This is a genomic window from Geobacter metallireducens GS-15 (assembly GCF_000012925.1).
Classification (GTDB): Bacteria; Desulfobacterota; Desulfuromonadia; order Geobacterales; family Geobacteraceae; genus Geobacter; species Geobacter metallireducens.
The window spans coordinates 2,287,520-2,311,303 of the sequence record NC_007517.1; the positions used below are offsets into that span (position 1 = coordinate 2,287,520).

Genomic DNA, 23,784 nt, shown 5'->3' on the forward strand with positions numbered 1-23,784 from the left:
GCAATGAATAATGTAGCTTCCATTTAAAGTTTGATATTCTAAGAAAGGAGAGGATTATGCGAAAATGTGCATACTATTTTTTACTAATTGCAACATTGTTATGTTTAAGCACTATTCAAACGCACGCTGCGTCTGGCACGTTGCAATTCAAGGACACTAGACTTGGCAACATCACAGTGTCAGTATTTGATTGGTCGCCGGATAACGGTCTGGCGGTAGGGGTGGTACCATTACCGACTTCACCGGCTTCATCTGATTTCAATCTGCTTCTGCATAGTTTTCTTACTAATTTTAAAGGACCCAATGGAATAATAGCAGGAAGTGGATTGAACGCTGATTATGAAATTACTGTTGTTATGGGTGCTACCCAAACAGGATTTACAGATTCGAGCACCATTCCTGTTAATACGAATTTCAAATTAAGTTCTAATAAGACTATTAATTATTTCAAAGTATATTACGATACAAATTTAAATTCCAACTCATTAACTGGCCAAGGATACAATGACGGCATTCTCCTAATGAGTGGAACCATCAGCAATGACAATGGCAATTTTTCTATTACAACTAATGCTACAGTCCCTTTAGATAATTTTTTGAACAATAATTATCCTACTGCGACCACTTTACAAGGCGGCGGTGGCTATGCAGCTTCTGTAGCTATTGATTATTACAATCCAGAATTTATAACTTTCACATCTCCGAATGCACGTTTATCTTTCGCCACTAACACCAATGAAGTGACCCCTTTCAATCAAGCCGACCCATCTGCTGCTTTTTATAATGGAACCGGCTTTCAAACCCCAATCAGAGGTGCCGGCAACGTTAATGGCATGCCAGCAACACAAGGTAAGGCTGATTTCCAGTTCCAGGCTGATGCTAACAGTAGCGTCCAGTACGAGGCATGCACCGGCTCCATAGGTGACATAGTCTGGCACGACCTGAACCGCAACGGCATCCAGGATCCCGGCGAACCAGGTATAGACGGAGTGCCGGTCAGTATCTACAAAGCCTCAGATAACAGCCTTATCACTACGACAACCACTGGTGTCGGCCCGCTGAACCAGCATGGCTACTACCAGTTCACCGGTCTGTGCGCCGGCAACTACAAGGTAGTTGTCGACGAGACGAAACTGCCGACAGGATTTACCCCAACAACGTCGAACGTGGGAAGTGACCCTGCGATCGACAGCAACGGCAGCCCGGCTTCCGTCACGCTTCCCACTGACTCCAGTTCCGATCAGACCATCGATTTCGGCTATGTCTCTCCCTGTACCGGTTCTATCGGTGACTTTGTCTGGCTGGACATGAATCGTGACGGCATTCAGAACGACGGTCCGAACGCCGGCATTAACGGCGCAACAATCAGGCTCTATAACGACACCCTTACGACGGTGCTGGCAACAACGACAAGCGGTCCCAACGGTTATTATCAGTTCTCAGGACTCTGTGCCGGAACATATCAAGTGGTTGTCGATGAAACCACTCTGCCACCGGGACTGCTGCAGACAGGCTCCCTACAGGGCACTGACCGCGCGATCGACAGCAACGGCAGCCCTGCCTCCGTGACTCTGCCCACTGACTCCAGCTCGGATCAGACCATTGACTTTGGTTATGTCGCCCGCTGCACCGGCACAATCGGAGATTATGTGTGGCTGGACCAGAACTTCAACAGCCTTCAGGATGCCGGTGAACCGGGAATCGATGGTGTAACCATCAATCTGCGGAAGGCATCCGACAACAGCCTCATTACAACGACAACAACTGGCTCCAATGGCTTCTATCAATTTACTGGCCTCTGTGCCGGCGACTACTTGGTGGAATCCACTCCTCCGCCGGGCTTGAGTCGTGTACCACTTTGCAGCGCTGACCAAACGATCGGAAATGACAGTAATTGTTCACCAGCGCAGGTGACTCTGCCGGCTGACAACTCCTCAAACCAGACCATTGATTTCGGTTTTGAGAGTGCCTGTACCGGGACGATTGGCGACTTCGTCTGGGAAGACGCAAACCGCAACGGGATTCAGGACGCTGGAGAACAGGGAATCAATGGTGTAACCCTCAATCTGCGGAGAATATCAGACTACAGCGTTATTGCTACCACGACCACCAATACCGTCGGTTACTACCAGTTTAACGGACTCTGTGCAGGCAGCTACAAAGTCGAGGCTATTACACCAACTGGCTACATGCCGACCCCATCATGTAGCTCTGATCAGACGATTGCAAATGACAGCAACTGCAATCCAGCACAGGTGGATCTGCCTTCTAATTTTAGTCCCAATCAGACCATCGACTTCGGCTTCTTCACCCCCTGCTCCGGATCGCTTGGCGACTTTGTCTGGAACGACCTGAACCACAACGGTATCCAGGATGCCAACGAGCCGGGCATCGCCGGCGTTCCGGTAACCATCACCGGCACCAACATCTACGGCACCGCCGTCAATACGACGGTCAACACCAACGCCAGCGGCATGTACACCTTCACCGGCCTGTGCCAGGGAACCTACACCGTTACCGTGCCGACCCCTGCGGGCTACACTCCGACGCTGACCGGCAAGGGTACCACCGCCACCGACAGCAACGGCAGCCCCGCTTCCGTGACGCTGCCCGCTGACAATTCCTCGGATCAGACCATCGACTTCGGCTTCTTCACCCCCTGCTCCGGATCGATTGGCGACTTTGTCTGGAACGACCTGAACCACAACGGCGTTCAGGATGCCAACGAACCGGGCATTGCCGGCGTTCCGGTAACCATCACCGGCACCAACATCTACGGCACTGCCGTCAGCATGACGGTCAACACCAACGCCAGCGGCATGTATCAGTTCACCGGCCTGTGCCAGGGAACCTACACCGTTACCGTGCCGACCCCTGCGGGCTACACTCCGACGCTGACCGGCAAGGGTACCACCGCCACCGACAGCAACGGCAGCCCCGCAACCGTGGTCCTGGCCGCTGACAATTCCTCGGATCAGACCATCGACTTCGGCTTCTTCACCCCCTGCTCCGGATCGATTGGCGACTTTGTCTGGAACGACCTGAACCACAACGGTATCCAGGATGCCAACGAACCGGGCATCGCCGGCGTTCCCGTCACCATCACCGGCACCAACATCTACGGCACTGCCGTCAGCATGACGGTCAACACCAACGCCAGCGGCATGTACACCTTCACCGGCCTGTGCCAGGGAACCTACACCGTCACCGTGCCGACCCCTGCGGGATTCACTCCGACGCTGACCGGCAAGGGTACCACCGCTACCGACAGCAACGGCAGCCCCGCAACCGTGGTCCTGGCCGCTGACAATTCCTCGGATCAGACCATCGACTTCGGATTCTTCACCCCCTGCTCCGGATCGATTGGCGACTTTGTCTGGAACGACCTGAACCACAACGGTATCCAGGATGCCAACGAACCGGGCATCGCCGGCGTTCCCGTCACCATCACCGGCACCAACATCTACGGCACTACCGTCAGCATGACGGTCAACACCAACGCCAGCGGCATGTACACCTTCACCGGCCTGTGCCAGGGAACCTACACCGTCACCGTGCCGACCCCTGCGGGATTCACTCCGACGCTGACCGGCAAGGGTACCACCGCTACTGACAGCAACGGCAGCCCCGCAACCGTGGTCCTGGCCGCTGACAATTCCTCGGATCAGACCATCGACTTCGGATTCTTCACCCCCACGCCCTCCATCAAAATCATAAAATACACCAACGGTGATGATGCCGATCTTCCCACCGGTCCCATGATCCCCGTTGGCGGCTTGGTCACGTGGACGTACGTGGTCACCAACACCGGCAATGTGGATCTCGCCAACGTTGTCGTCACCGACGACAAGCTCGGCGCCATTTGCACCATCGGTCCCCTGGCTACTGGTGCCTCACAGACCTGCACCAAGACCGGTACGGCCGTTATGGGCCAGTATGCCAACACAGGTACCGTTACGGGCACGTTCGGTACTACGACCGTTACCGACCAGAATCCAAGCCACTACTTCGGTGTCAAGGCGAGCATCGACATCCGCAAACAGGCCGAAGGTCCCGATACCCGGAACTTCCCTGCCGGATCAAATGTTCCCTTTGAAATCGTTGTCACCAACACCGGCAACGTGGCACTGAACAACGTCGTAGTTACCGATCAGATGGTACCGGCATGCAATGCAACCATCGGCACCCTTAACCCAGGGCAGATTTATACCTACACCTGTACTGCCCCCATGGTGCTCAATAACTTTACGAACACCGCCTGCACAGAAGGAATGGCCGGCACCACCACCGTTACCGATTGCGATGATTCCACGGTAGTGGTCACCACTCCCAAGATTAGCATTAAGAAGTACACCAACGGCGACGACGCCGATTTGGCACCCGGTCCCTACATCCCGGTTGGCGGCGAAGTCAAGTGGGAGTACGTAGTCACCAACACGGGCAATGTGGATCTCACCAACGTTGTCGTCACCGACGACAAGCTCGGCGCCATCTGCACCATTGGTCCCTTGGCGGCAGGCGCTTCCCAGACCTGCACCAAGACCGGCACTGCCGTTATGGGCCAGTACGCCAACATGGGTACCGTTACCGGTCAGTACAACGGCACTACCGTAACCGATCAGAATCCGAGCCACTACTTCGGTGTCAAGGCAAGTATCGACATCCGTAAGCAGGCCGAAGGTCCTGATACCCGAAGCTTCCCTGCCGGATCAGATGTTCCATTTGAAATCGTTGTCACCAACACCGGCAACGTAGCATTGAACAATGTCAAAGTTACCGATCAGTTGGTGCCGGCATGCAACACGACCATCGGAACGTTAAACCCAGGGCAGGTTTATTCCTACACCTGCACTGCTCCGATGGTACTCAACGGCTTCACAAACACCGCATGTACGGAGGGGATGGCCGGGGCCGTCGTGGTAACTGATTGTGACGATTCTACAGTCACGGTTACTACTGCAAAGATTGACATCGCAAAATACGTTTCCATCGATGGCAAAACCTGGTTCCACACGGACAGCAGTGATGTCCTCAAGGTCGCGCTGTGTGCCACCTGCGAAGAGGAATACGACAAGGAGCACTGCGACTATAACCACGACAACAAGTGCGATGAGCGAGACGTCGATTACTGCAAGTCCAACAAGTACGAGTGCGACAGGCACGACTCCGAGCATGGCAGCAACAAGCGCAAGCACCGCTGCGATGACAGCTCGAACAAGTCCTACTGCGAGGACAAGGCAGAGGATGCGCACGAGCGGGATCACAGCGACTACAACAACGATGGCAAGTGTGATGAGCGCGACATCGATTACTGCAGGTACAACAAATCCACCTGCGACCGGCACGATGCCGACCATCACAGCACTACGCGGTCTTACAGGTGCGACGACAGTTACAGCAAGACCACGTGCGAAAGCAAGAAGAAGGATGAAGAGAAGTCTGACAAGGAGCGCAGCGACTACAACCGCGACGGCAAGTGTGACGAGCGCGACGTAGCCTACTGCCAAAACAACAAGTCATCCTGTGACTCGTTTGACAGGGACCGTGGCAACCTCAAGCGGCGCTTCCGGTGTGACGACAGCACCAGCGGCGGTAAGTGCGAGGATATGGCACGCACAGAGCACGACAAGGATGACGGAGATTACAACAACGATGGCAAGTGCGACGAGCGCGACATCGACTACTGCAAGTACAACCGCTCTGCTTGCGATCAGCACGACAAGAACCATGGCAGCGGCAAGCGCACCTACCGCTGCGACGACAGCTCGAACGAGTCATCGTGCGAGGACAGGGTCCGGAAGGAACATGACCACGACCGCAGTGACTATGATCATGACGGGAAGCTCGACGAGGACGACATCAAATACTGCCAGGAAAACAAGGATCGATGCGTCAAGCAAGACCGTGACTACAGCAACTGCAAACGCACCTACCGGTGCGACGACAGCGAACACAGGGAAGATTGCGGCTACTACGCCCAGCGTGAGCATGACAAGGATGACAGCGACTACAATCACGACGGCAAGTGCGACGAGCGTGACATCGACTACTGCAAGAACGAGCAGGAGCGGTGCGACGAGCACGACAGGGACCATAAGCTGACTAAACGTACCTATCGGTGCGACGACAGCTCTTACAAGGATTCATGTGGTTCCTACGCGCAACGGGAGCATGACAAGGACCGCAGCGACTACAACCGCGATGGCAAGCGCGACGAGCGCGACATCGACTACTGCAAGGGGAACGATGAGGAGTGCATCAAGCACGACAAGGGGCACGGCAACTTCACCCGCTCATACCGGTGCGATGAGAGCTCCAACAAAACCCTTTGCGAATCGACCCGGTATTCGCAAAACAAGAGTGAGAAGGACGACAGCGACTACAATCGCGACGGCAAGTGCGACGAGCGCGACATCAGCTACTGCAAGTACAATCGCGACGCTTGCGACAAGTTCGATAGTGATCGCGGCAACAGGAAACGGACCTATCGTTGCGACGACAGCTCCTACAAGACCTCGTGCCAGGATAAGGCCGAGTATGAGCATGATAGGGACCACGCCGACTACAACCGCGATGGCAAGTGCGACGAGCGCGACATCGACAATTGCAAGAACAGTCCCTACGGATGCGATGATCATGACAGGGATCACGGCGATTCCAAGCGGCACTATCGCTGCGACGACAGTTATGACAAGACGCGGTGTGAAGAGCGTTCAAGAGAGGAACGTGATCGGGAATCCAGCTGCAGCGGAAGTGGCAGTTATCCCTCACCGGCATGCGGCAAGGTCTACTTCAAGTACCTCGTGACCAATACCGGATCAACTACCTTGACTAACCTCACCCTCACCGACGACAAGAACAGCGTGAGCAGTTGCACCATCCCGGCAGGGCTGAATCCCGACGGTTCCTTCAGCTGCATAATCGGGCCCCTGCCGGCCAAGGCCGGACTCCAGGTAAACACCGCTACGGCAACAGGAACATATGGCGGCGTAACCACTACTGATACCGACAAGGCCTACTATTACGGGTGCGACGGAACCGCACCGAAATCCCCCGGTTACTGGAAGAACCATCCCGAGGCCTGGCCGGTGGAATCAATCACCATCGGTGGCAAGACGTATACAAAGGCCCAGGCCATCAGCCTCATGAACACTCCGGTCAGCGGAGACAAGACCTACACCCTGTTCAAGGCACTGGTTGCTGCTAAACTGGATGCCATGGGTTGCGGCGACTCATCCTGCGTAACCGACACGATCGCCAAGTCCGATGCCTGGATGGCCCTGCACCCCGTGGGAAGCGGAGTTGCCGGTGATAGTTATGCCTGGAAGCAGGCAGAACCGTGGTATCTGATACTTGACGATTACATCAACGGGAAGCTGGTGTGCGGAGGGAGCAACACCTGTACTCCTCCGCCTCCTCCCGCACCAACCTGCGGTCAATGCAGTGGCGGTACAACGAAGCTGGCACTCAAGTACACTGGTGATTGCCTTGCAAAGGTCGAGGTAAAAGACAGCAACGGCCGGACGCTGTTCTCCAGCACCGTTGCACCGGACAGCAGCTTCAACTTTACCGGCATGTCCACCAATGGCACCATGGGACAATACGTGAAGGTCTACGTCAACGGCAGCTACAAGGCTACGATCTACACGGATTGCTCCAAACCGATCTATCCAGGGATGGGAATTGGTTCCTTCAACGTTGTGGAGGGGTATAGCCTGAATGGCGGGAAGTTCTGCCGGGTATCGTCATCATCCTGCACAAGCTATGACGACGATCACTACAGCAGTGACTACTGCGGCTCGCACGACGGAGAATCAAGCTGCCTCAACTTCTTCGACCACGAAAGCAGTGATAGTCATCACGATGATTGATTCTGCAATGATTGCATAATTAGCTCCTCTGTACCAAGGGAGATGGGAAACCATCTCCCTTTTTTATTACTCCAACGATTCACGAGTACTTGAAACTGATTGTCAGTGTGGTAAGAGTCTCAGGGGAGGAGTTCATGAGAGTCAGCAGGGCTGTTGCCATACTCTTCATCGGGCTGCTGATAATGCAGCATTTCCGTCCAGACGCCCATGCTGGTTATGTCGTGAAGAATCGTATCATTACGAATTCTGCAACGAACGGGCAGCTCTTGCCGTGGGGTACAGGGAGAATCGCCTCCTTCGGGGAAGTATCGGCGTTTCTCTATCGGACGGAATCCTCCGGAGACTGGCTCTATATGTATGATGGCTCTGGAAATGAGTCGCACATTCCACTCCCAGACCGTATTGATCTGAATGACCGTGCCAATACCGAATATCTCCTGGCAAGCCCCACCGATCTTTGGATATGGTCGGGGGTATTGGGGCAGGCCGCGTTGCGCCATTATCGGCTGTTGACAAACGGCAGGAGTCGATTGCCGGACAAGGCGGTACGTGTTTCCATTACCAAGGTAGGGGATGAAGAAACTCGGCCAGGGGCACTGCTGAAGCTCGCGAGCGGAGGTATTATCGCAGTCTGGCACCAGTTTAGGTACCATCTGGATCGCCGGTTGGATATGGGGTTTGCCTACGTGAACCCAAAGGGGGGAATTACGACCAACTACCCGATCTCAGCACCCGGCAGGGAAGGAACACCCGTCGCGACGCGATGGGCCATGGCGCAGCATCCGGCCGACGGAAGCATCTGGGCGTTTTTTAAGCGGGACAGCTATCATGAGATCAGTGCTCTTCATCTGACGGAGACAGCAAAAGGGATTAAACTCGATTGGGTCAAGACGGATTTCATCGGAAGGAACGACGGAATCCACGAACCCGAAGGGGAATATCCCTATCTTACCGCTGTTGCTGATTCTGGTAACAATTCGATTGCTCTCGCCTATCAGAATAAGCGTTCTGAAATCTTGTATGCTACCGATGGGGACGGGAACCTCATGAATGGCAGTTGCGGTCAAAGCCTTTCACAACGGATGGAGCCCTACTTTTTCGCCAAGCGCTCATTAGTGAGTATCGTGCGGATAACAGCGGACGGTAGGAAAGCATTCCAGGATTTTCCGGGGCTTGTCGAGCGGACCCAGGAGTTTGGACTATCGGTTGCTGATCGGCTCTGGGTCCTCTACCGGCGAATTGATTGCGAAACGAGCAACTATGAGATGCTTCAGCGGCAGGGCGAAGTCATGCTCCGCTATAATGATGGTGCATGGAGCGAACCTCTGATACTCGGCAAGTTGGATGTTGAGAAGGAGTACTACGGGGCTTCTCTGTTCTCTTCGCCTTATCAGCCTCACTTTCTGATGCGTCTTAACGATGGGAAATTACATCTCTTTGAAGCGAAATCCAGCCATTAGCACAATGTCAGTTGCTCACCAATCGCTCTACTGGAATACGCAGTGAACGGGCGCTCGGAGGCCCTTTTTCGGGAATGTTACAAGAAAATTTTCAGCAACTGATCAAGGAGCATCAATAACCTTATCTATGGGATACCGCATCGAGTACACACTCGGCGGTCCACACCTGCCAACTCTGAACATTATGAACAGAGAACCGTCCTCAACTCCGAAACGGTTCGCGAGCGTGCCATAGGCTTTCTTTATTAGTTCTCCGTGCTGAGAAGAAATATTTTCTGTCTCACCATCGAGCACACGCCGCATGAGAAGCGTTATCCCTGTCATCAGCTGAAAGCTTAGACCGAGCTTCGTCGCTTCGAGCCACACTCGCTCGATGAGCCGGCCCGCAGCGATACAATCCTTATCCCCTTTGCCCGGAACCGAAACAACCCCGATTGCGGCGGCAGAAAGGGCAAGCTTTCGAGCGGATCCAGCTATTATTCGGGGCACGCCGAAATTCTTCAGAAAGTCCACCAGCGGCCAGCTCTTTAGCAGCGGGAAAGCAAGGGAGTCCGGTGGCGCCAGCTCCAAGGTCTTGATATCGAGTCCGTCACCTCGTTCACGGGCTTCAGCGTCACTCCATCGCACATGTTCAAAAAGAAATGCGTGGAGATGCTCGTTTTCAAAAACAAGACGGTCATTAAGGGCATTAACTTCGGCAACTTCAGCCTTGTCTTGGACGCTCCCCGTTAGCGCGACCTTACCTCCAGGTACACGCTCGGCAACAGACAGAAGAGTTTGGCTTTCGGCGGCAGAGAGAGCCCCCCCATTGTAACGCTTACGATTCGTGCAGCGTTTGGGGATGTACGGGTAGAGGGAGTCATCGAAAGAGGGCCCTTCTGTCATCCGAACTGCTGCGACAAGGTTCGGAACATGGCTGTCGGGGAAAAGGGATATGTCCGGAGCATAACCGAATGCTGGTGCAGCAATGGAAAGATTCTCAAGCAGGGCGCCGTGCGCCACGTAGGATGCCCTTTGATGGAGGTTGAAGAGTGACGTATCCTGGTCGGGTATATTGAATATGCGTATCACGTCACCCTCCATGACGAAACGCCATGGCTGGCAGTTTTCACCCGACGGTGCCCGGACAGCGGCCTCCAGTATTTCTCGATACTTCATGACTAATCCTCCGACTTCATGAGCAGGTTTTCCATGATGAGGCGACGCTTTTTCTTCTGGGATGGACTCTTCGCCCCCAATGCTATTTTCCCCATTTTCACCTTATTAAGAAGCATGTCGAATTGAAGATAACAGGGGATGGGGCGAAGCTCTCCCTTACCGGTCAGGATCTTCACGATTTCGGTCGCCACAAGTGAAGCGGCCAGGGTGCATGCTGGAGATACCGCCGGTCCGGTACGCCGCTTGAAGCTCACCCGGCTGGCATCCATGTAGGAAAGATGATAGGGATTCGGAGTCAAGCCGGCGGCAAAAGCTGCAATTTTCTCCAGCGGAGGCGTCTGATCATCAATGCCGAAGTAGTCGTCGAAACTCATCCCTTCAGGGTCAAAAACCTGCAACGTGGCGCCGAAACCGAGGGGAGCAGCAGTCAGCGCATAGATGCCTTTTGCACGGCAACTGTTGAAGATGAGGCGACGCATATCTATCTCAAAAAAGTCTATGCTATCCACATAGACATCGACGCCATCAAGGAATGCATTAATGTTGTCTTCCGTAACACCCTCTTCCATGACGCGAACTTCGGCATTCGGGTTGATATCCTTCACCATCTCCGCCAGCACCTGCGCCTTATTGCGGTTAAGGGTGCTGTGGAATGCCCCAAATTGCCTGCTTATGTTTACCACGTCGAACGAATCATGGTCGGCTATAGTGAAACAGCCAACGCCAAGCCGAGCCAGAGTAAGTACATGAATACCCCCTACCCCACCCGCGCCAGCCACCGCAACTCGTGAGGCCAGTAGCCGTTTTTGTTCCTCAACAGTAAGAAGACCTATGTTCCGCGCAAACTCATTTCTTATGAGGCTATCACTGTCCATTTATAAACCTCCGTCGTGGGAAATAATTCATAAAACAACAAAACATTTGCCGGCCCTGCTTGTAGCAGCAACCATCAAATCGAAAAAATATCACACAGTTATCATGCCATCAAGACACATTCACTTCCGCCACTCAAACGGCACCCCTGCCCTGCTTGCCTCGTTATCAAGGGCGGAAAGTTGTGCTTCCAACTCCTTGATGCGTGCTTCATCCCGCTCGATCTTGTCCATTTGCTCATTGTAGGCCGCTCTATCCTGGGGACGCTGATAAATGGTTCGCTTGCGGTGGAGTTGGTTGAGGGCCTCCCGTTTCTTGGGTAGTCCGTCCTGAAGTGCCTTCAGTTCAGCACGAAGGGTTGCAAAGCGTGAACGCCACTCTTGCTCGGAAAGACTGTCCGTGGGTTTCTTATCAGATTTGTTTACAGGGGGCTTTGATTGCCGTTGCGGGCGGGACTCTGGCTCGCTCTCCGGTGAGGGCGCCGGGTTTGTCATCGATGGACTCTTCCGGACACGCTTCCGGTACTTGGATGGTATCAAATCGGGGTTATCGGTGAAATTTACAACCCCCTTATCGTCGACCCATCGATAGGTATCAGCCCGAGCAGCACCACTGAACCCCATCACCACTGCCAAAGCGAAGATAAGTTGTTTCATCGGTCTTGCCACCTACGCATAAATGCCTCCACGTACTATAGAATCAGTCCCAATGCCGCATGGCAACTGGTATTTTGCGTTGACGACCATGCACCTCAAGTGTATAGTACAGCGTTTATAAACAGTCTATCAGTCGAACTTCACTATATGAGGGACACATCATGAATCTTCGCTCAATCTCGATCGCCTGTATGCTCTTCCTTGCCTGTATATTGCCGGCAACGGCCAAGGAAACCAAAGAGATAACCTTCAAGCTCAGGAACGCGGAACCTGTCGTTTTCAGCCACGACTATCACCTTGCCAAGTATAACAATAACTGCCGTATTTGTCATAACACCCTTTTCAATCTTAAGAATCGTAAACGTTACACAATGCTCGAGATGGAAAAAGGTAAGTCATGCGGCGCCTGCCACACCGGCATCAAGGCCTTCAGCGTTGCCGATGACGCTGAATGCGTTCGCTGCCACAAAGGCAAGCCCCGCCCAGTAGTCTTCAAGATGAAGGGGGCCACTGATGCGGTCTTCAAGCACGAGCTTCACGTCCCCAAGCTCGGCGGCAAATGCCGCACCTGCCATAGCAACAAGAATATTGTCGGTGCCCGGAAGGTTACCATGGCCCAGATGGAGAAGGGGAAATCCTGCGGCGCCTGCCATGACAGCAAGAAGGCATTTACGGTGTCCGGCAACTGCGGCAAATGCCACCAGGGAATGGCGCCGCCGAAAACCGTGGCGTTCAAAATCAAGGGAGTTGCCGACGCCGCCTTCAGCCACGACTTCCATCTCGGCATGTACAAGTGTGCCGATTGCCACACGAAACTCTTTGCATACCGGGCCGGCGCCAAACATAACACCATGGCCGACATGGAAAAAGGTAAATCCTGCGGCGCCTGCCATAACGGCAAGGATGCCTTTGCCTCCACTGGTGACTGCGGTAAGTGCCACCCGGGCCTCAAGCCGGCCAAGCTTACCTGGAAGACAAGCCTCGGTGAAGCCTTCTTCGACCATGGATTCCATCTGGGGATGTTCAAATGCGCCGATTGCCACACCAAGATCTTCAAATACAAGAAGGGCGCTTCCTCTGCCACCATGGCTCAGATGGAAGCGGGCGCTTCCTGCGGCACATGCCACAACGGCAAGGACGCCTTCTCGGTGAAGGACGACTGCGTCAAGTGTCACAACATGTAATACCAAGGTAAATGTATGCATAACAGAAACGGCGGAGTCTCCCTAAGACTCCGCCGTTTCTGTTTGTGGCACCACTGAACAAATAAGCGGCAACGATCTACATGGACCGCACCCGCCTCAAGGCATCCACTACCCCTTGAGGTGTTGCCTCAACAACCAACACCCTGGTTCCGAGAGATTTTCCCAAGCCATCCACCGACAGGTCATCCAGAAAAATGCCCTCCCCTTCCTTGAGCATCACATCGGGAACCAGGACCGCATCACCAAGATCCCTTCCCGACAACTCTTCGACGATATCGCTGCCGGCAACGAGGCCGGTCACCGTAACCGATTCCCCAAAGAGTCGGTTATGGACCGCCACGGGCTTGAAAGTGGCCCCCGTCCTGACCGAAAGCCTTTCGAGAAAGGCTGCCAGATAGCGATAGGGGGATTCGCCGGTTACGACGGTGACCGTAACCGGCTTCCCCTTCCGGGCCTTCTTGAGGACACGCTCTGACTCGTCGAGAAAGAGCGGAATCATGCCAACACCGTTCTCGATTTGAGGTAAGTCGCCATAGGTTTCAAGGGGTGGAAACGGGAGCCCGGCCTTGATGTAGAACTCATCGGCGATAAAGAGAAACGGCGCTCCCAACTCGCGCTCCAGACGCTCCGCCGCAGGCTGCCAGTTTTGAACGAAAGTCTCGGCATAGCTGGCCGTGACCGGTTCCAGCGCGGGCAGCCCCCGTCGGTGCTTCGTGAGGCCGATCGGGACAATGGCAAGGGATTCAACCCAAGGGTGAAGTCCGGCCAGATCCCGGACCGTCTTCTCAAGTTCGACGCCGTCGTTCAGGCCGGGACAGAGGACGATCTGGCTATGCATGACAATACGGGCAGCAGCCAGTTCCCGCATAAGGTCAAGGATCGGCAGGATTTCCGAGCGCCCCAGGAGCCGTTCCCTCAGAGCGGGGTTCGTGGCGTGGACCGAAATATAGAGGGGAGAGAGGCGCTGGGCGACGATCCGGTCCAGGTCGCCACGCCTGATATTGGACAGGGTCACGTAGTTGCCGTAGAGGAAGGAGAGGCGGTAGTCCTCATCCTTCACGTATAGGGGGCGCCGAAGCCCCTTGGGAAGCTGGTGGACAAAACAGAAGACGCACTTGTTCCCGCACTGGGCCGGAACGGGTGGAGCAAAGACGAGGCCCAGAGGCTCATCGCCGTCTCGCTCGATCTCCGCCTCCCAGTGATCTCCGGAGGGTTTCACAATTTCCAGAGCGAGCTCCTCGTCATGGGCATAGAACGAAAAATCGATAATATCGCGGAGATCCTGGCCGTTTATGGCCACAAGACGGTCACCCGCCTCTATTTCCAGCTCTTCAGCAATGCTCCCCGGCTGAACATAGTCGATAAGAAGTCCTTCCATCAGGTCCCCCGGTAGAATGGAGTGGTGAGATACCAGCCTGTGAGGTGGCGGAGAAAAACCTTCAGAACGGCGGCCACGGGAACCGCCAGGAGCATGCCAAAAATGCCGAACCACTGCCCACCGATGAAAAGAGCGATGATTGCAACCACTGGATGCAGCCCCACCCTGTTGCCGACGATGGCAGGGGTGATGAGCGCCCCTTCGATGGCCTGCACGATCACAAACCAGCCCAGACAGAGGAGCGGATGGAGCAGGTCGTGGAATTTGAGAAAAGCCATGATCATGGACACCACAATACCGAAGATGGTCCCCACATAGGGGATGATGAAAAGGATGCCGGAGAGGGTCCCAATGGCGATTGCCAGGTCTATGCCGATCAGGGAAAGGCCGATACTGTAAAGGACCGCCAGAATGACGCAGACCGAGAGCTGTCCTCGCACAAAGGCGGAAAGGACACCATCGATTTCGTCGCCAAGACCGGTTACCGTCTCCCGGGAACGCTCGGGCACCAGTTTCAGAGCCCCCTCCTTGAAATGAGGCAGATCGGCCAGGAAGTAGTAAAGGTAAACCGGCGTGATGAAATAGCCGACCACGGTCAGGATGAATCCCAGGGTCGACGAGAAGGCCTTTTTCACGAAATCATAGGCCCCACGGGCAATATCGAAGGAGATGCCGCGCAATTCATTCAGCATCCGGTCCACCTGCCGGTAGAGCTTATCCGGGGTTTCAATCTGGAGATAAACCTTCACCTTCTCGGGGATAAGGCCGTAAAAACGGTTTGCGTAATCAGGGAGGTTGATCTGCACCGCCGCCAGCTCATTCTGGATGGAACCGGCAAAGAAGGCGAACGCCCCCGCAAAGCCGACAACAATCCCGGTCATGACCAGCAGGATTACCACGACCCGCGGGACCCGCTTCCCCTCCAGCCATGACACGACCGGATTGAGCACATAGGCGAGGATCAGGGCGAGGAGCACCGGAAGGAAGATGGAACTGAGCGACCAGGCAAAGAAAAGCCCTGCCAGGACGAGCACCCCGACAATGATGAATGGAGAGTATTCTTTGAGATAGGTGGTCACGGAAAAATAACTGCCGGCAAGACGCAACCGGCCCTCCCCCGGCGATGGGGAAAGGGCCGGATACGCCCCGGTGGAAGGGGGTTACTGGTGAAGTTTAAAGGTGCCGTCAACGGAGGTGATGGACGAAATGGCGTGCTTGTAAATCAGCATGTCGCCCTGGATCTCCATGAGAACCGAGAAATTGTCGAATGACTTGATGTACCCTTCGAGTTTTTCTCCCGACATGAGCCGAACAGCAACCTTGATCCGCTCTTTCCGCGACTGGTTGAGGTATTGATCCTGGATGTTGAACGGTGCTTTTGCCATATGCCGCTCCTTTAATGATAAAATCCCATGACAGTACTCAAGATACTATCAAACTTCCCCGGATATTCAACCCAGATAATTTCCGAATCCCGGCGAAACCACGTCATCTGGCGTTTTGCATACTGCCGCGTGTTCTGTTTGATGAGCCGCATGGCCTCATCGAGGGAGAATTCACCGGCAAGATGAGCGCAGATTTCCCGGTAGCCGATGGAGCCCATGGCCTTGAGGGTTGCGGGATACCCTGCTGACAGGAGTCCCCTCACCTCCTCAACAAGCCCCTCGGCGATCATCCGGTCCACCCGTTCCTCCACCCGCCGGTAGAGAAGCTCCCGCTCGACGGTAATGCCGAGCTTGAGGCAGCGGTAGGGCTCGTCGGCAAAGCGGTGCGCTTCCTGAAAGGCCGACAGGGGACGCCCCGTCAGGAGAAAGACCTCCAGTGCCCGCACGATCCGGACGCCGTCATTGGGGTGAAGCCGGGCTGCAGCAACGGGATCGACCGCGGCGAGGCGCCGGTGCAGGGACTCCAAGCCTTCGCCGTGGGCCTGATCTTCCAGTTCGCGGCGGATATTGTCGTCCCCGCCGGGAGAAGCCACGAGCCCCTGGGTCAGGATCCTGATGTAGAGACCGGTGCCCCCTACCAGAATGACCCGCTTTCCCCGACGCTCAATATCTGCAATCGCCCGGGATGCGTGCTCGCGGAAGTCGGCGGCGGTAAAATTCACCTTGGGATCGACAATGTCGTAGAGGTGGTGGGGAACCCGCCGGCGCTCCTCTTGGGAAGGCTTTGCGGTGCCTATGTCCATGCCCCGATAGACCTGCATGGAATCGGCGTTGACGATCTCGCCGCCGATCCGCTCGGCAAGCTCCAGGGCCAGCGCCGACTTTCCCGATGCCGTGGGTCCCTGGACGATGACGAGCCTGGTCTTTTCTTCTTCCTTCACGCCATGACTCCTTACCGTTTGAACATCCGCTCCACCTCGGCAAGGGTGAGCCGCTGCAGGACGGGGCGGCCGTGGGGGCAGTTGGTGGAGTAGTCGGTGGCGTCCATCTGGGCAAACAGGGCCTCGATCTGGGCGGTGGTGAGGGGGTGTTCTCCCCGCACCACGCTGTGGCAGGCGATGCGGGTAAGGATCTCCTCTACGGCGTCGGCAACGGAACGGTTCGCACCGACCGCCTGAAACTCCTCCAGGGTATCCCTCAGGATGCGGAGGTAGTCCTTCCCGGCCAGAAGCCGCGGCACACCTTTCACCACCCAGGTGGTGCCGCCGAACTCATCCAGATCAAACCCGATGCGGCGCAGCTCCTCGCCATGTTCGCGCAGTTCCGCCACCTCACGATGGGAGAGCTCAAGGGTGTCGGGGAAAAGGAGCCCCTGCCCTTCCACCCCGCCGGCCGCGAACTGGGCCTTGAGGCGCTCGAAGGCCACCCGTTCGTGGGCCGCGTGCTGGTCGATGATAACCAGGTCGCTTCCGTCCTGGCAGAGAATGTAGGAGGCATGAAACTGCCCGATGATCGCAAGCCGTGAGAAGTAGCCGCGATCCATGGGCCGGTCCGGTTCCTCCGCGGACTGGTCTGGTGCCGGAACAACCGCAGGCAGAGGCTGAAAGAAGGGACGGCTTGGGGCTGGCGAGGGACGGTAGTTGACGAGAAGCTCCCGCACCTCGGCGACCCGTTCCGAACTCGTGGCTGGCTCGCGGCGTTCAGGGGGGGGTGAGGAAACTGTCGACTGCGATTCCTTGCGCAGCCAGGGGGTCGGGCGAAGCGCCTCCTCGATCACCCCCTGGATCACGTCGTGAACGACCCCCTGTTGCCGGAACCGGACCTCATGCTTGGTGGGATGGACGTTCACGTCCACATCCCCTGCCGGTACCTGGATAAAGAGGACCACCACAGGGTAGCGCCCCCGCTCCAGGAAGTTGCGGTAGGCTTGGAGTACGGCGTGTTGCACCACCCGATCACGGATGAAGCGGCCATTGATGAAGGTGTAGAGGTGCCCTGCGGCGGAGCGGCTCACGTCGGGCCGGGCCACGAGCCCCCGCACCGTCACCCCTTCCACGGTGGAGTCCAGGGGGTACAGGGCTCCGGCAATGGTGCGCCCCAGCAGCGCCGCCACCCGCTCCTCCATGGTGCCGTTCAGGGCCCGGAAGACAGTCTTGCCGTCGTTCACATAGGTGAAGCGCACCTCGGGGCGGGAGATGGCGAGGCGGGTGAGAAGATCCCCCACATGGCCGGCCTCGGTCTCGGCGCTCTTCATGAACTTGAGCCGTGCCGGGGTATTGAAGAAGAGGTTCCGCACGGTGATGACCGTCCCCTCGGCCATGCCGCACGCCTTCACCTCTTTGATCCGTCCCCCCTCGGCATAGATTTCCGTCCCCTCGATGGCTCCCCGCTGGCGGGTGGCAAGGGAGAACCGGGAGACGGAGGCAATGGACGGGAGCGCCTCTCCCCGGAAACCGAGGGTGCAGAGGGAGAAGAGGTCGTCATCGGAGGCGATCTTGCTGGTGGCGTGGCGTTCAAGGGAAAGGAGGGCATCCTCCCGGGACATGCCGCTCCCGTCGTCGGTGACCCGGATGAGGCGCCGCCCCCCTGCCTCGATCTCGACAATGATGTCGCGACACCCGGCGTCCAGGGAATTTTCCACCAGTTCCTTAACCACCGAAGCAGGGCGTTCCACCACCTCGCCGGCGGCGATCTTGTTGGTCAGGTTTTCAGGCAGGATTCGGATCTGGGTCGACACGGTGCACCTCTCCCCCTTGAGCGATTGTTCAATTCCGCTGCGCGGGAGACGCAGCATACCATAAAAATGAAAAACCCGGAGCATTTCTCTCCGAGCCACACGTGCCTGTTCTTCTGAAAAAAAAATGCACCGTACGCCGAGGAAAAGTTGCTTCCGGGCGTACGGTGCCGGTCCCAGTCCGGGAGGGTACCAGGCCAAATCGTGTTTATGTTCAGATTCTGTTCATTCTCCTGGCTGCTTCCATGAGCTCGCCCCGGAAATCGGGATGGGCAACATTGATCAGGTTCATGGCCCGCTGCTTGGCGGTCTGGCCCCGGAGTTTGGCAACTCCGAACTCGGTCACCACGTGATCCACGTCGTTCTTGCTGGTGGTGACCGAAGAACCGGCCATCAGGCTCGGCACGATGCACGAAACCGTTCCGTTCTTGGCGGTGGACGCCGTACAGATGAAGGCCTTGCCCCCACGGGACCGGTTGGCGCCGCGGGCAAAGTCGGCCTGTCCGCCGGTGCCGCTCCACTGCAGGTGGCCGAAGGATTCGGAGCAGCACTGCCCCAACAGATCCACCTGGATGGTGGCGTTGATGGCGATCATGTTGTCCATCTGGCCGATGACGTACGGATCGTTAACGTAGTCCACCGGATGCATCTCGATCGTCGGGTTTTCATTCATAAAATCGAAAACTTTCCGTGTCCCCAGAGCAAAGGTGCCCACGGTCTTGCCGCGGTGGATGCTTTTGCGGGAGTTGTTTACCGCTCCGGCAAGCATCAGGTCAACGATGCCGTTGGAAATCAGTTCGGTGTGTATTCCCAGGTCCTTCTTCTTGAGCAATGCCTGGCAGACCGCGTTGGGAATGCCGCCCCACCCCATCTGGACGGTTGATCCGTCATCGATCATTTCCGCAATATAGCCGCCGATGGCCTCTTCTATCGGGGATATGGGGGGAATATCCAGTTCCTTGAGGGGCTCGTCGCACTCGATGATATGGGTAACTTCGGAGATGTGGATATGACAGTTGCCGTGGGTGCGGGGGCACTGGGGATTCACCTGCACCACCACCTTGCCGCCGGTCTGAATCGCTTTCCTCACCGCTTCCATGGTGTAGCCCACGGAGAGGCTACAGGTGAAGTAGCCATACTCATCCATGGGGGAAACCACGGTTCCGGCCACTTCGACGGGCCAATACATGCTCAGAAGCTTGGGGACCTCGCTGAAGTGATTGGGAACGAAGTCGGCCCACCCTTTCTGGACCGCCTCGCGGGAGACGTGGCTGGTGAACCATGCGTTCACCTTGATGTGCGGGGCCGAATCCTCGGTGAAATAGTCGGGACAGAGGTGATGCTGCTGGTTGACAACCACACCTTCCAGTTCGCGCTTGCGCGCCGCCAGTGCCCTGACGAAGAGGGTCGGCTCACCCACGCCGAGGGGGAAACAGAGGTGATCGCCGGACCTCACGATTGATGCCGCTTCTGCCGCTGTGCAGAGTTTCTGCTGGTATTCCTGCTGGAAATTCTTTTTGCTCAGTGTGACGACGTTCATGGCCGATACCTCCATAGTGAATTTAGTCTGTGGTTTGAAGAGCTATTCCGGCAACCTGCCCATGATTTACGGGAGATTTCATTTCAGCACCGATTTCAGCGTTCGCTTCTCTTCACCCGGTCAATGCATTAATCGTATATACATTCTCCTTTCGCGGGTGAAGTCAATGTGACATCAAACACCGTTACACACTATGTTGCAACCACTACGCCAAAACGTTGTTATTTTTTTACAACAACATCTTTTTGCCAATACCCCGTAAATCCACAAGATTTACGAACCCTGCACAATTACTAAAATAATATTAATACAGCCAAAGTAAACCAACGTTGTCACCACATAAATGGTAATTTATTTCAAATATCAGCTACAACCCAGTAAAACCAGTTAACTCATTTTGTTTACAGAGCAGAACCCAACTGTAAACAACCGTTGTCATCAATGGATTCATAGAGAAGCTCATCGTGAAGATGCGAAATCCTGATTATTTTCGCGTTCAACACTGAGCGGAAAAAACTCTTTGTTGTAAAACATTGTTCTTGGTATTTAAAATGTGCAGTACGGGGGAAGAGGTGAATAAATAAAACAGGCGGGAGATCAGGCGAGCCGGCGATTGGCCGCATGATTGTGATTCGTAAGCGGAGGCATTCAGCACTGGATGGGGTCATCCTCATCGGCATGCTTATGTAGTTTTTTATAGAGTCCCTGCCGGGAGATCCCCAACAGGTGGGCAGCATGGACCTTATTGCCGTGGCTAACCTCGATTGCCTCATGGATGAGCAGCTTTTCGAAATCATCCATAATCCGGCCGATATCCTTTTTACCGAGGCTGGCACGAATAAATTCCTCTGCTCCCGGTTCAGTAGCTTGCCCCCCCCCCTCTCCTTCACTGGGGAACAGGAGACAAAGCTGATCGGGTAAATGCTCTCTCTTGATCAGCGGCCCGACAACCACGTTGAAGGCGCTTTCGATCACATTGCGGAGCTCGCGGATATTCCCGGGCCAATCGTAGCGGTTAATGATATTCAATACCTCTTCATCGAGCCCCTGCACGTCAAGTCCGAATTCGGAGTTGAACTTGCTGACGAAGCTGCTGATGAGCAGCGGAATATCCTCCATCCGCTCCCGAAGCGGAGGGATGGCGAAGGTCACCACATTGAGCCGGTAGTAGAGATCTTCCCGGAACTTTCCTTCCTTGACCTGCTGCTCCAGATTGCTGTTGGTCGCCGCCACCACCCGGACATCAACGCTCCGAGGGATGGTGCTCCCCAGCGGCGTCAGTTCCCTTTCCTGCAACAGCCGCAGCATCTTGGCCTGCATGTAGAGCGGCATGTCACCGATCTCGTCCAGAAAGATGGTGCCGGTATGGGCCTGCTCGAACCTTCCAAGCTGCCCCCCCTTCTTGGCGCCGGTAAAAGCCCCCTCCACATAACCGAAGAGCTCCGACTCCAGAAGATGCTCGGGAATGGCCGCGCAGTTCATGCTGACGAATGGCGCATACCGCCGGTTGCTGGCGGAGTGAATGGCATGGGCGAACAGCTCCTTGCCGGTGCCGCTCTCCCCGCGCAGGAGAATGTTGGACATCTTGAGGGCGACCCGCAGCAGGGTTTCCTTCAGCTCCACAATCTTTTTGCTCTGGCCGACGATACTGTTGATGTCGTACTTGAAGTGGATTTCGCAACCCGCACTGTGTCGGTGCTGTTTCCGCGGTTCCGCGGCCTGGAGCCGGTTGGCGATGAGAGTGATCTCCCGTATGTCGCTGAAGAGGATCTTCCCCACGCAGCCGATGATCCTCCCATCCTTGATAAGGGGAAAGATGCTGGCGTAGACCTGTTTGCCGTTCAGGTAATGGGCAACGCCGATCTCGGGCTTGCCGGTTTCCATAACCGTCGGCATGCGTGAAGGCTGGGAAGTAGTGGTGTAGGCCTGGCGGATGTGCTTACCGATCATGGCCTGGGGTGTTGTCTCGAATAGCCTGGCGAAGGACTGGTTAACCAGGACCACGATCCCTTTGCGGTCGACAACGATGATGCCGTCATGGTCAAAATTAAGGAAGGAATTGGCGGAGCGAAGAATTTCTCCCAACTCGTCAGAGGAGTCGGGAAAGCCGTCGGGGAGCATCCTGATGAGCGAAAGCGTGCCTCCCACGATCCGGTCGTTGTCAATGATCGGTACGTAGTCGCAGACTATGGAGCCGGTCTTCGACTTTATGACCTGGCTGCTAAAACTGTTGCCACTTCGCATGAGGTTGCCGAGATTCGCCAGATCGACCACAGCGTCGATTCTCTTCCCCAGCAGGGCTTCCGGAGTCTCCCCCAGCAGTTTTCCAGTGGTCTCGTCAAGAGAAACAATCGCGAAATCAGTGTCTATGCAGAGAATTCCCGCACTGCTCGGCTCTGCTGACGGGTTCTCATTCAACCCGACCATTGCATTATCATCGGCACATTTCATAAAGCCTTCTCTCTCTACGTATCCTCACTACAAAAATGCATGTTTAAAAACCACTAACAATTCGTCACGCCAGTGGTCACCCGGTCTTAGCTTCATACATTTTAATTGAGTTTATACAAGAGGTTAGACTTCTGTCAATTGATAAAACATTATTTTATATAAATGCATACCAAGGCTATGCACCATACAAGACACACCCCAGAAACCTGGTGGGGTTACCGTTGAACACCTGCGCTTCGATTTCTTCAGGCAATCTCAGCTCCCTGACCATGCTGATGTAGTCAAGGGCAGAGCCGGCCTGATAGAGAAAGGTATCGGTTCCGAAGCAGATCCGGTCGGGATAGTGCATGATGAAGTCGCGGTAACTGGCGGGATTACTCCGCATGTACGGCAGAAGGCCGGCAATGTCGGTAAAGATGTTGGGGTAGCGGTCGAGAAACGCACTGAACGCCTTGCGGCCGATCCCCAGGTGGGGGAAATTGACCCGTACCCGCGGAAAATCGTCCAGAAGGTCTTTCATCACGTCGCCGTATCGGCGGGCGTCCATGTGGTAGAGCAGAGGAAGATCATGGTTCTCGGCGTAGGCAAACAGGTCCCATTCCCTGCGGCGGTACTGTTCGAGACTGATGCCGAGGGTATCCGGCACGTTGCCGACACCAAGGTCGTTCTCGTTATCTGGTAGATAGATCCCCTTGACCCCCTTGAACCCCTGCCCCATATACCCGTCAAGGGCTGTCGCCACGTCGCCCCGCAGGTAGCGCGTATCGACGAAGGGCAATAGGGCGTGATCCACGGATTCCGCGAGCGCCAGCAAATCATCCGCTTCGTTGAAATGGGGATCCCCATGATTTTCGACGTAATCGGGAATTAGGTTCCAGGTGGTTTCAGGATCCGGGTGGGTATTCACCAGACCAGCAACGACCATCCGCCTGAGCCCTTCACGGCGCAGCAGGGCGATATCGCGGGCAAGAGCCGTCTCCTGCTGGCGGCCCACAAAACAATGCATGTGAACATCGATAATCTCAGAGGTCATAATCGCGCTCCCGGCCGCTGAATATTCAACACTGGCGGCC

14 protein-coding genes are annotated in these 23,784 nt (G+C 55.5%); 3 read left to right on the plus strand and 11 right to left on the minus strand.

Annotated features, from left to right (window positions below):
• The first annotated feature begins 833 nt into the window (after nt 1-833).
• On the plus strand, nt 834-7,871 hold the full coding sequence (locus GMET_RS18155) for an SdrD B-like domain-containing protein (RefSeq protein WP_187148441.1): 7,038 nt from the start codon (nt 834-836) through the stop codon (nt 7,869-7,871).
• A gap of 134 nt (nt 7,872-8,005) precedes the next feature.
• A complete protein-coding gene (locus GMET_RS10315) occupies nt 8,006-9,331 on the plus strand; it encodes a hypothetical protein (RefSeq protein WP_004514060.1) in 1,326 nt (441 codons plus the stop codon).
• Between the two features lie 102 nt (nt 9,332-9,433).
• Here GMET_RS10315 and GMET_RS10320 read toward each other — a convergent pair whose 3' ends face one another.
• The 3 genes from GMET_RS10320 to GMET_RS10330 all read right to left on the minus strand — a co-directional run bounded on the left by GMET_RS10320 (nt 9,434) and on the right by GMET_RS10330 (nt 12,018).
• Complete coding sequence (locus tag GMET_RS10320) at nt 9,434-10,489, minus strand: hypothetical protein (RefSeq protein ID WP_004514059.1); 1,056 nt, start codon at nt 10,487-10,489, stop codon at nt 9,434-9,436.
• 2 nt (nt 10,490-10,491) lie between these two features.
• Nucleotides 10,492-11,364, minus strand: a complete 873-nt coding sequence (locus GMET_RS10325; RefSeq protein WP_004514058.1) for a ThiF family adenylyltransferase — start codon at nt 11,362-11,364, stop codon at nt 10,492-10,494.
• Between the two features lie 120 nt (nt 11,365-11,484).
• Nucleotides 11,485-12,018 (minus strand): DUF4124 domain-containing protein, encoded by a 534-nt coding sequence (locus tag GMET_RS10330; RefSeq protein ID WP_004514057.1) that lies wholly within the window; start codon nt 12,016-12,018, stop codon nt 11,485-11,487.
• A 161-nt stretch (nt 12,019-12,179) separates the two neighbouring features.
• Between GMET_RS10330 and GMET_RS10335 the strand changes: the two genes are divergently transcribed.
• Nucleotides 12,180-13,202, plus strand: a complete 1,023-nt coding sequence (locus GMET_RS10335; RefSeq protein ID WP_004514056.1) for a cytochrome c3 family protein — start codon at nt 12,180-12,182, stop codon at nt 13,200-13,202.
• Between the two features lie 97 nt (nt 13,203-13,299).
• Here GMET_RS10335 and GMET_RS10340 read toward each other — a convergent pair whose 3' ends face one another.
• The 8 genes from GMET_RS10340 to GMET_RS10375 all read right to left on the minus strand — a co-directional run bounded on the left by GMET_RS10340 (nt 13,300) and on the right by GMET_RS10375 (nt 23,744).
• Nucleotides 13,300-14,601, minus strand: a complete 1,302-nt coding sequence (locus GMET_RS10340; protein WP_004514055.1) for a DUF512 domain-containing protein — start codon at nt 14,599-14,601, stop codon at nt 13,300-13,302.
• Nucleotides 14,601-15,707, minus strand: a complete 1,107-nt coding sequence (locus tag GMET_RS10345) for an AI-2E family transporter (protein WP_004514054.1) — start codon at nt 15,705-15,707, stop codon at nt 14,601-14,603. Before GMET_RS10345 ends, GMET_RS10340 begins: the two co-directional genes overlap by 1 nt.
• A 54-nt stretch (nt 15,708-15,761) precedes the next feature.
• Nucleotides 15,762-15,986, minus strand: a complete 225-nt coding sequence (gene hfq, locus GMET_RS10350) for an RNA chaperone Hfq (protein ID WP_004514053.1) — start codon at nt 15,984-15,986, stop codon at nt 15,762-15,764.
• 11 nt (nt 15,987-15,997) lie between these two features.
• Entirely contained in the window at nt 15,998-16,927 is a 930-nt protein-coding gene (gene miaA / locus GMET_RS10355; protein ID WP_004514052.1) for a tRNA (adenosine(37)-N6)-dimethylallyltransferase MiaA, read from the minus strand.
• An 11-nt stretch (nt 16,928-16,938) separates the two neighbouring features.
• Nucleotides 16,939-18,723, minus strand: coding sequence for a DNA mismatch repair endonuclease MutL (mutL, locus tag GMET_RS10360; RefSeq protein ID WP_011365912.1), 1,785 nt, complete (start codon nt 18,721-18,723; stop codon nt 16,939-16,941).
• 211 nt (nt 18,724-18,934) lie between these two features.
• Entirely contained in the window at nt 18,935-20,260 is a 1,326-nt protein-coding gene (locus GMET_RS10365) for an acetyl-CoA hydrolase/transferase family protein (protein ID WP_004514049.1), read from the minus strand.
• A 648-nt stretch (nt 20,261-20,908) separates the two neighbouring features.
• A complete protein-coding gene (locus tag GMET_RS10370) occupies nt 20,909-22,711 on the minus strand; it encodes a sigma-54-dependent Fis family transcriptional regulator (RefSeq protein ID WP_004514048.1) in 1,803 nt (600 codons plus the stop codon).
• 175 nt (nt 22,712-22,886) lie between these two features.
• The gene (locus GMET_RS10375; protein ID WP_004514047.1) at nt 22,887-23,744 is read right to left on the minus strand and encodes an amidohydrolase family protein; all 858 of its coding nucleotides are present in this window, start codon (nt 23,742-23,744) and stop codon (nt 22,887-22,889) included.
• Between the last annotated feature and the right edge of the window lie 40 nt (nt 23,745-23,784).